This is a genomic window from Kineococcus siccus (assembly GCF_009906795.1).
Classification (GTDB): domain Bacteria; phylum Actinomycetota; class Actinomycetes; order Actinomycetales; family Kineococcaceae; genus Kineococcus; species Kineococcus siccus.
This window is the reverse complement of sequence record NZ_JAAALN010000184.1, coordinates 1-8,722: the sequence shown is the minus strand read 5'-3', so window position 1 is coordinate 8,722 and position 8,722 is coordinate 1. Positions and strand designations below refer to the sequence as shown.

The window sequence follows — 8,722 nt, the reverse complement described above, 5'->3', positions numbered from 1 at the left end:
GGGGAGTTCCTGGTCACTGGGGTCCTGGTGAGGCCCTGCACCGCACCGACCAGCGGGGCCAGCTGGGTGGGCAGGCGCACCTCGGCGGCGTTGGCCTGCACGACCTTGCCGTCCACGCGGTACTGCTTCAGGTCGACGCCGAACAGGGACTCCGCCTTGGCGGCCGTGACCGAGATGCTGACGTAGCGGTTGGTCGGCGACGTCGCGGTCACGTCGACGCCCTGGGACTGCAGGTAGCCGACGACCGACCGGACGGAGGCGTCGGTGGCCGCGAACCGCCGGGCGTACTGCGCGGGTGACAGGAACTTCCCGTGCTGCGCGCTGGCCGGGTCGGAGACCGCGGCCGCGAGCGCCTCGGCGCCCGCGGGGTCGCGCAGGCGCAGGTCCAGCGTCAGCGACAGCCTGGTCCCGGCCGGGGTGTCGGCGATCGCGGGCGTCGAGTCGGTGAACGCGGCCTGGGAACCCGAGAGCAGCGTCACCCCGGGGGTCGGGGCCGCGACGGCGGCCGTGGAGAGGAGGGGCAGGGCCAGAGCGGCCGCGGTGCCGGTGAGGAGGGCACGGTGGAGACGACGCACGAGGGAACTCCCAGAGAGATGTCGCAGGGCAACTACTCGGTGCGCCGGACAGTAGGCGTTCGCGGCCCGCCGCGCCAGGGTCTGCGATCACCGGGTTCCGGGGACCCGCCGGGCGGTACCGTTCCCGGCGTGGCAGACGGACCGGAGCGCGTGCGACCGCCGGGCAACGCGGTCCTCGTCGCGCTCGTGGCGGGGGCGGGGCTGGCCCTGGTGCTGACGTGGTTCGCCGGCCCGACGGCGGGCGGCGTCGTGCTCGGCGCCGACCTCGCGGCGGCCGCCGTCTTGCGGCTCGTCCTCCCGGTCCGCGTGGCGGGCGCGCTCGCCGTGCGCTCGCGACCGGTCGACGTCCTCGTCCTGCTCGTCCTCGCGGTCGCCTGCACCTCGCTCGCCTGGGTGCTGCCCGTCGACGCCTGAGGGGTCCCGCCCGGCGGAGCGGGCTAGGGTGGGGCACGCCATCCAGAGCGGCCGAGAGACCTGGCTCGTCGACGCCGCAGCAACCGTGGGAGACCACCGGTGCTACCGCCAGGACCGATGGGAGAGGAAGCCATGTCCCCGCAGTCCCGGCTGAAGTTCGCCTACTGGGTCCCCAACGTCTCCGGCGGCCTCGTCGTCTCGACGATCGAGCAGCGCACGAGCCACGACCCGGTCTACAACGTCGAGGTCGCGAAGGCGGCCGAGCGCGTGGGGTTCGAGTACGCCCTCACGCAGGTCCGCTACCTGGCCTCCTACGGCGCCGACGCCCAGCACGAGTCCACGTCGTTCTCCCTCGCGCTGCTCCTGGCCACCGAGCGGCTCAAGGTCATCGCGGCCGTGCACCCGTTCTTCTGGCAGCCGGGGGTGCTCGCCAAGTTCGCCGCCACGGCGCAGGAGCTGAGCGACGACCGCCTCGCGCTGAACGTGGTCTCGGGGTGGTTCAAGGGTGAGGCGACCTCGCTGGGGGTGCCGTGGCTGGAGCACGACGAGCGCTACCGCCAGTCCGAGGAGTTCATCCGCGTCCTGCGCGGAGTGTGGTCGCAGGACGGCTTCACCCACCACGGTGACTTCTTCCAGGCGCGCGACATCACGTTCCGCCCGCAGCCGCGGACGCAGCCCGAGATCTTCCAGGGGGGCAACTCCGACGCGGCGCAGGCCATGGCGGGCCGCGTGAGCGACTGGTACTTCATGAACGGCAAGTCGATCGCCGGGGCGGCGGAGCAGGTCCGCGACGTCCGCGCCCACGCGGCGGCGGCCGGCCGCACGTTGCGGTTCGGCCTCAACGGGTTCGCCGTCGTGCGCGACACCCGCCAGGAGGCCGAGGGCGTGCTGGAGGAGATCATCGCCAAGGCGGACGCGACCAAGGTCGAGGGCTTCCGCGCCTCCGTGCAGCAGGCCGGGAACGCGACCGGCAACCGCAAGGGCATGTGGGCGGACAGCGAGTTCCGCGACCTCGTGCAGTACAACGACGGCTTCCGCACCGGCCTGGTCGGCACGGCCGACGAGGTCGCCCGCCGGGTGCTGGCCTACGAGCTGGTCGGGGTCGACCTGCTGCTGCTCGGCTTCCTGCACGTCAAGGAGGAGGTCGAGGCCTTCGGCGAGCTCGTGATCCCGAGGGTGCGCGAGCTCGAGGCCCGCCTCGCGGCCGGGGAGGACCTGGGTCTGGGCGCCGAGCTCGACGAGGCCGTGACCGCCGCCGGCGGGCGCGCGCCCGTCCTGGTCTGAGCGGGCGCCGCCCGCGAGCCGCCTGGGCACGGGCGGGGGCGGCGACGTACGGTCAGCTCCCCGCCCGTCCCACTCCGGAGGTCCCGTGACCGCCCCGCTCCCGTCCTCGTCCACCGCGACGGCCGCCCCGTCGTCCGGGGACGTCGAGCTCGTCGTCCTCCTGGCCGAGGACGGCACGCCGTGCGGCACGGCCCCGAAGGCCGAGGTGCACCACGCGGACACGCCCCTGCACCTCGCCTTCTCCTGCTGGATCCTCGACGCCGACGGGCGGACGCTGCTGACCCGCCGGTCGGCGGCCAAGAAGACGTGGCCGGGGGCGTGGACGAACAGCTTCTGCGGTCACCCCGGCCCGGGGGAGGACCCGGTGGACGCCGTGCACCGGCGCGCCGCCGACGAGCTCGGGGTGCGCGTGACCGACGTGCGCCCGCTCGTGCCGGACTTCCGGTACCGCGCCGTCATGCCCGACGGCACCGTCGAGAACGAGGTCTGCCCCGTCTTCGCGGCCCGGCTGCTCGACGACCCGGTGCCGGACCCCGACGAGGTCGGGGACTGGCGCTGGTCGGCGATGTCGCAGCTGCGCGCCGACGTGGCCACCGACCCCGCGCCGTTCAGCCCCTGGCTCCTGGAGCAGCTGCCGCAGCTCGACGCCTGAGCGGGCCCGCGGGCATGACCTGCGGGTGGCGGGGCATGGGCAGGGGACACCCCCGCTGAAGGAGATGCTCGTGCAGACCCCGACCACCCGCCCGTTCGCCGTCGTGACCGGTGCCTCCAGCGGCATCGGTCTGGAGCTCGCCAAGCAGTTCGCCGCGGGCGGCTACGACGTCCTCGTCGCCGCCGAGGACGAGGCCGTGCACGACGTCCCCGCCCAGCTCGCCGGGACCGTCACCGCGGAGGTCCTGCGCACCGACCTCAGCACCCGGGAGGGCGTCGAGGAGCTGTGGCGCGTCGCCACCGCCGGGGGCCGTGCGGTCGACGCCGTCGCCCTGCACGCGGGGGTCGGCGTCAGCGGCACCTTCGTCGACACCGACCTCGAGGACGAGCTGCAGATGGTCCGGCTCAACGTCGACGCCGTCGTCCGGCTCGCCAAGCACGCCACCCGGCACATGGTCGGGCGAGGGGAGGGCCGGATGCTGTTCACGTCCTCCCTCGCCGCGCGGGTGCCCGCTCCCCACCAGGCGGTCTACGGCGCCAGCAAGGCGTTCGTGCAGTCCTTCGCGCAGGCCCTGCGCCAGGAGGTCGAGGGTGCGGGCGTCGTGGTGACGACCTTCCTGCCCGGCCCGACCGACACGGAGTTCTTCGACCGGGCCGGGGCGCAGGACACCGCGATGGGGCAGACCTCGCTGAAGGACGACCCCGCGAAGGTCGCGAAGCAGGCGTTCGCGGCGCTGCAGAAGGGGCGCGACCACGTCGTCACGGGGTCGCTCGCCACGAAGGTGCAGGGTGCGGTCGCCAACCTCCTGCCGAACAAGCTGACCGCCAAGGGTCAGGGCAAGCTCGCCGAGCCCGGCTCCGGCGACTGACGGCAGCACTCGGGCCCGGCCCCCGCGAGGGCCGGGTCGCCCGTGGCGGGGCTCAGGCCGCGCCGGCCGCCGCCCGCGCCCGCAGCAGCGGGAGCAGGACCTCGTCGACGACCGCGGACGCGTCGTCCGCGCGGAACTCGCTCCCGCGCAGCAGCGACAGGTGCAGGACCAGGGCGACCGCGGACTGCACCCGCAGGTCGCCGGCCCCCGCGGGGACGTCGCCCGGGGCCGCCTCCCCGCGCGCGGCGGCCCGCGCGGCGGCGTCGACGATCTCCTGACCGAGCCGGTCGACGTAGCGCTCGCGCAGCACCGCGGCCAGGTCCGGGCTGGTGCGCGCGGCCTCCAGCAGCACCGCGACGAGGCGGTGGCGGTGAGGGTCGGAACACCCCGACGTCGTGACGAGGGCCGTGACGAGGTCGTCGCGCAGGCTCTCCCCGCGGTAGGCGATGTCGCGCGGGACGAACCCCACGCTCTCCAGGGCGTCGGCCGCGAGCTCGGCGCTGGAGCTCCACCGCCGGTACAGCGCCCCCTTGCCGACCCCCGCCCGCGTGGCGACGGCCTCCATCGTGAAGCCGCCCCAGCCGTGGGCGGACAGGGCGTCCAGCGCGGCCGCCACGATCGCGTCGTCGCGCGTCAGGTCCTGCTTGCGGCCGCGCTCGGCCGCGGGGAGGCGTCGGGCGTAGGCGCGCCTGCTCGGGTCCGGATCCACGCAGCCATGCTCTCACCCTCGCGCAGTTGCGTCTGCTACCGTTCCGGAATCAAGCGTTCCGGAACGATGCGTCTGGGACCGTCTACCCCCTGGAGACCCGATGAGCGCAGCAGCCGCCACCCGCAGCGTCCTCGTGACCGGCGCCGCGGGCGACCAGGGCCAGGCCACGACGCGCGCGCTGCGCGCGGCCGGGTTCCCCGTGCGCGCCGTCGACGCGCTCGACCCCGACCACCCGCGGGCCGGGGCGCTGACCGCGACCGGTGCGACGTACCGGCGCGTCGACCTGGCCGACGCCGCGGCCGTCCGGGCGGTCGTCGACGGCGTCGACGTCGTCTTCGCCGTACCCGTCGGCGACCCGCGCGACGAGTACGACAAGCTACGCCTCGGTGAGGTCCTCCTCGCCGCCGCGGAGGAGGCGGGCGTCGGCCAGGTCGTCCAGACGTCCGTCGCGGGACTGGAGGACCACCTCGATCTCGGCGACCTCGAGACGGGCCACACGTCCGACGCCTACGCGGTCGCGCGGCTGCGCCTGGAGGCGCGGGTGCGTCGCACGAGCATCCCGCGGTGGACGGTGCTGCGGCCCGTGTTCCTCATGGAGAACTTCCTGCCGCACAAGGCCGCGTTCATGTACCCCGGCATGGGCGAGCACCGCCTCGACTCCGCGCAGCGCTCCGACACGAGGTTCCAGATGGTGTCCGTCGTGGACATCGCGACCTTCGCCGTGGCGGCGGTCCGGCGGCCCGACGACTTCCACCGCCGGGTCGTCGAGTTCGCGGCCGGGTCGTTCACGATGGGCGAGGTCGCCGAGACGCTCTCCGCGGCGACCGGGACGCGGTTCACGCACCGGGCGCTGACCGTTCCCGAGGCGCTGCAGGCCGGCGTGCTCGCGGGCGTCGTGCACAGCCAGGAGTGGCTGAACCGCGTCGGCTACCACGCCGACGAACCGGAGCGCCTCACCGCCGACTTCGGGGTCGAGCTCACCCGCTTCGCGCAGTGGGCCGACCAGCACGCCCACCTGATCGGGGCGGCCGCGTGAACGCCCCCGCCGGCTTCGAGGGACGGATCGCCGTCGTGACCGGCGCCGGGTCCGGCATCGGCGAGGCCACCGCCAAGCTGCTCGCCGCGCGCGGCGCCGTCGTCGTCGTCTCCGACCTCGTGCCGGAGGCCGCCGAGCGCGTGCACCGGGAGATCACCGCGGCCGGGGGACGCGCCGACGTGCACGTCGGCGACGTCACCGATCCCGCCTACGTCGACGCCCTCGTCGAGGGTGCCGTGGCCCGTCACGGCCGCCTCGACGTGCTGCACAACAACGTGGGCGCCGGGGGGCGCGGCGAGATCGTCGACGTCGACGACGCCACCTGGAGCCGCGGTCTGGACCTCAACCTGGGCGCCACGTTCCGCGGCATCCGCGCGGCGCTGCGCACCATGCGGACCACCGGCGGCGGGGCGATCGTCAACACGGCGTCCCTGTCCGGCACCGGCAAGGTCCCCGACGTCGTGGCCTACTACGGCACCGCGAAGGCGGGTGTCATCCAGCTGACCCGCGAGGCCGCGGTCGAGGCCGGGCCGTTCGGCATCCGGGTGAACGCGGTCGTCCCCGCGGCCGTCCTGACCCCGGCCTTCGCGGGTTTCCTGGGCACGGAGGACCTGCAGCGCTACACCGACCAGGTCCCGCTGCGCCGCGTCGCGACGCCGCTCGACGTCGCCGAGCTCGTCGCGTTCCTGGCCTCCGACGCCGCCTCCGTCATCACCGGGGTGGCCGTCGGAATCGACGGCGGTTTCGGCAGCGTCGTCGCGCAACCGCACCTGTAGGAGGGGCCGCGGGGGTCGGCGCGGGCCCCCGGGCGCGTCAGCCGGGCAGCACCCGCCCGAGGACCCCCCTGGCCGTGGCCCCCACCCGGTAGGACTGCACCAGGTAGGCGTTGCAGACGATGTTCGCGGCCGCGAGCAGCGGCACGCACAGCTGCGTGCGGCGCTGCCGCCGCTGCCACCGGGCCAGCCGGTCGGGGGTCGTGGGTGCCGGCCGCGACACGTCGCGGACCTCCAGACGCTGCCCGCTCGCCTGGATCTCCTCCGCGATGGCCCCGATCCGGTGCCCGCAGTACGAGGCGTAGGCCGTGGACGCGGCCCCCGCCAGCACGACCCCGATCTTCAGGGCCCCCACCGTGCCGTAGTCCTGCTGCGCGGCGATGCGGCCCTTCGAGGCGGCGGTCAGCTGCGACCCCGCGACGAGGACGGCGCCGATCCCCGCCCACTGCGCCGGCGCGAACCGGTTCCACGCGGAGTTCGCCACCCGGATGCGGTGCACGGCGATCGGCAGGTCGTTGCCCGACTTGTTCACCCCGGCCACGCCCATGACGGTCCCGCCGAACCACAGGGCGGCCCCCAGGTCGTGCACGGCCTGCGCGGTGGTGTGGTCGTCTGCGCTGCTCATGGTCCTCCTCGGTCGCGGTGGCTGGCTCGAGGCGGGACTACCCGCGCGCCCGGGGCCGAAACGGCGGCGCCCGCGGTGGCGCGCCGGCCGGGTCGCGTCAGTCCTCGGGCGCCGACTGCCGGGCCTCGGCGACCCGGTGCGGCACGCGCAGCAGTCGCACCGCGGTCACGAGGACGAGGCCGCCGGCGAGGTTGCCGAGCGCGGACCAGCACAGCAGGCCGAACCAGTGCGCGTAGCCGAACGGCGCCCCCACGTGCAGCGCCGCGAACAGCAGCAGCGAGTCCAGCACGCAGTGGAACAGCTGGCCGCCCGCGAGCAGCGCCCCGAACAGGACGGCCGGGACCAGCTTCACGCCCATGCTCTCGGTGGCGTGCTGCATGCGCGTCATCAGCGTGATGACGGCACCGGCGAGCACCGCGAGGCTGAACGACTGCAGGTCGTAGCCGAGGTCGGCGTAGTGCTGCGCGCTGGACAGGACCGTGGGGCGCAGGTCCGGCAGGGCGCGCACGATCAGCCAGGTGATCACCCAGCCCGCGGCGAGATTGGTCACGAGGGTGACCGCCCACAGCCGCAGCAGTTCCACGACCGTCCCGCGCCGGGCCACGAGGGCCGTGACCGGGACGAGGAAGTTCTCCGTGAACAGCTCGCTGCGGGCCAGCAGCAGGGCGACGAAGCCCAGGGAGAACGCGAGGCCGGCCAGCAGCGGGTCGCCCGTCTCGTGCTTCACGACGAGGTAGGCCAGCACCCCGGTGCCCACGTCGATGCCGCCGAGCAGGCCCACGCTGACCAGCGGCAGCACGGGTCGCTTGAGCCGGTCCTCGCCCTCCTCCACCAGCCGGTCGAAGGCGTCCTCCACCTCGGGCTCCGGCTCGGACGGGGGCTCGGTCGGTGACGCGGGGCCTGCGGGGACGGTGGCGCGCACGGGTTCTCCTCGGCAGGCGGGACGGACGGTCGTCCGGACCCCTCCTACCCGCGGCCCTGCCCGCCATGCCCGGGTGCCGCCCCGTCCCACGAGCCGTCGGCGACCACCCTCGACCGCCGGTGACCGCCTCAGCCGGCGTCGGCGTCCAGGCGCACGACGACGGCCCCGGGGATCGAGGCGTGGGCGCCCGGTCCGGGGGTCAGCAGCAGGACCTGGGCCGGGGGCGCGACCAGCCCGAACACCGCGCCCAGGCGGCGCAGCCGGTCGGGGTCGGAGTGGCCCAGGACGTCGTCGAGCACCACGGGGACCCCGTCGTCGGGGTCGACCAGCGCGGCGCAGGCCAGCCGGGTGAGGACGGCGAGCTGCTCTCGGGTGCCCGTCGACAGGTGCTCGTAGCGCACCGTCCGCCCGGCCAGCGTGCGGCTCACGATGCGCAGGTCGTCGTCCAGCTCCACGCGGAAGCCGTCGCCGAAGACGACCGTCCCGAGCGACTCCAGGCGCTGGCAGAAGGGGGCGACGTAGCGGCGGCGGGCGTCGTTGCGGTGCCGTTCCATCACGTCGCGCAGCAGCCGTGCGGCCTCGGCCCGGCGGCTGAGCGCCGCCACCTCCCGCTCGGCGGCCTGCTCCGCGGTCGCCGCGGCGTCGGCGGCGTCCTGCCGCCCCTCCTGCCCGGCGAACTCGAGGCGCACGGTCAGCGCGGCCAGCTCGGCGTCCGTCCGCGCGAGGTCGTCGTCGGCGCGGGCCAGCACGGCCTCGGCGGCCCCGAGCAGCGCGCCGGCCGTCCCGGCGTCGCGCGCCGCGAGCTCGGCCGTCGCCGCCGCGGCCTCGGCCCGGGCCGCGTCGGCGACCCGCTTCGCGTCCGCG

At 75.2% G+C, this 8,722-nt stretch carries 11 protein-coding genes and 1 riboswitch; of the genes, 6 read left to right on the top strand and 5 right to left on the bottom strand.

Going from position 1 to position 8,722, the window contains the following annotated elements:
* Positions 1-575: protease pro-enzyme activation domain-containing protein (locus GTR02_RS16995; protein ID WP_205709479.1), on the bottom strand; the 575-nt coding region annotated here is incomplete at its 3' end.
* Positions 576-704: 129 nt separating this feature from the next.
* On the opposite strand from GTR02_RS16995, the gene GTR02_RS16990 reads away from it, so the two are divergent.
* The 4 genes from GTR02_RS16990 to GTR02_RS16975 all read left to right on the top strand — a co-directional run bounded on the left by GTR02_RS16990 (position 705) and on the right by GTR02_RS16975 (position 3,793).
* A complete protein-coding gene (locus GTR02_RS16990) occupies positions 705-989 on the top strand; it encodes a DUF3017 domain-containing protein (RefSeq protein WP_205709478.1) in 285 nt (94 codons plus the stop codon).
* A 35-nt stretch (positions 990-1,024) separates the two neighbouring features.
* Positions 1,025-1,113, top strand: a riboswitch (SAM riboswitch).
* 8 nt (positions 1,114-1,121) lie between these two features.
* Positions 1,122-2,273, top strand: a complete 1,152-nt coding sequence (gene sfnG, locus GTR02_RS16985; protein WP_205709477.1) for a dimethylsulfone monooxygenase SfnG — start codon at positions 1,122-1,124, stop codon at positions 2,271-2,273.
* Between the two features lie 85 nt (positions 2,274-2,358).
* Positions 2,359-2,925 carry an isopentenyl-diphosphate Delta-isomerase gene (gene idi, locus GTR02_RS16980; RefSeq protein ID WP_166608676.1) on the top strand — a complete coding sequence of 189 codons (567 nt, stop codon included), beginning with the start codon at positions 2,359-2,361 and terminating at the stop codon, positions 2,923-2,925.
* A gap of 64 nt (positions 2,926-2,989) precedes the next feature.
* Positions 2,990-3,793, top strand: coding sequence for an SDR family NAD(P)-dependent oxidoreductase (locus GTR02_RS16975; protein WP_166608675.1), 804 nt, complete (start codon positions 2,990-2,992; stop codon positions 3,791-3,793).
* Positions 3,794-3,845: 52 nt separating this feature from the next.
* Here the strand turns inward: GTR02_RS16975 and GTR02_RS16970 are convergent, their stop codons facing one another.
* The gene (locus GTR02_RS16970) at positions 3,846-4,502 is read right to left on the bottom strand and encodes a TetR/AcrR family transcriptional regulator C-terminal ligand-binding domain-containing protein (RefSeq protein WP_166608674.1); all 657 of its coding nucleotides are present in this window, start codon (positions 4,500-4,502) and stop codon (positions 3,846-3,848) included.
* A gap of 100 nt (positions 4,503-4,602) precedes the next feature.
* Between GTR02_RS16970 and GTR02_RS16965 the strand changes: the two genes are divergently transcribed.
* Both GTR02_RS16965 and GTR02_RS16960 read left to right on the top strand, forming a co-directional pair.
* A complete protein-coding gene (locus GTR02_RS16965) occupies positions 4,603-5,538 on the top strand; it encodes an NmrA family NAD(P)-binding protein (RefSeq protein WP_166608673.1) in 936 nt (311 codons plus the stop codon).
* Complete coding sequence (locus GTR02_RS16960; protein WP_166608672.1) at positions 5,535-6,314, top strand: glucose 1-dehydrogenase; 780 nt, start codon at positions 5,535-5,537, stop codon at positions 6,312-6,314. Before GTR02_RS16965 ends, GTR02_RS16960 begins: the two co-directional genes overlap by 4 nt.
* A 37-nt stretch (positions 6,315-6,351) precedes the next feature.
* Here the strand turns inward: GTR02_RS16960 and GTR02_RS16955 are convergent, their stop codons facing one another.
* The 3 genes from GTR02_RS16955 to GTR02_RS16945 all read right to left on the bottom strand — a co-directional run.
* Positions 6,352-6,936: a hypothetical protein gene (locus GTR02_RS16955; protein WP_166608671.1), complete on the bottom strand. Its 585-nt coding sequence runs from the start codon at positions 6,934-6,936 to the stop codon at positions 6,352-6,354.
* Between the two features lie 97 nt (positions 6,937-7,033).
* A complete protein-coding gene (locus GTR02_RS16950; protein ID WP_166608670.1) occupies positions 7,034-7,858 on the bottom strand; it encodes a formate/nitrite transporter family protein in 825 nt (274 codons plus the stop codon).
* 128 nt (positions 7,859-7,986) lie between these two features.
* Positions 7,987-8,722 (bottom strand): ATP-binding protein (locus tag GTR02_RS16945; protein WP_240895911.1); only part of this gene is annotated, 736 nt, incomplete at its 5' end.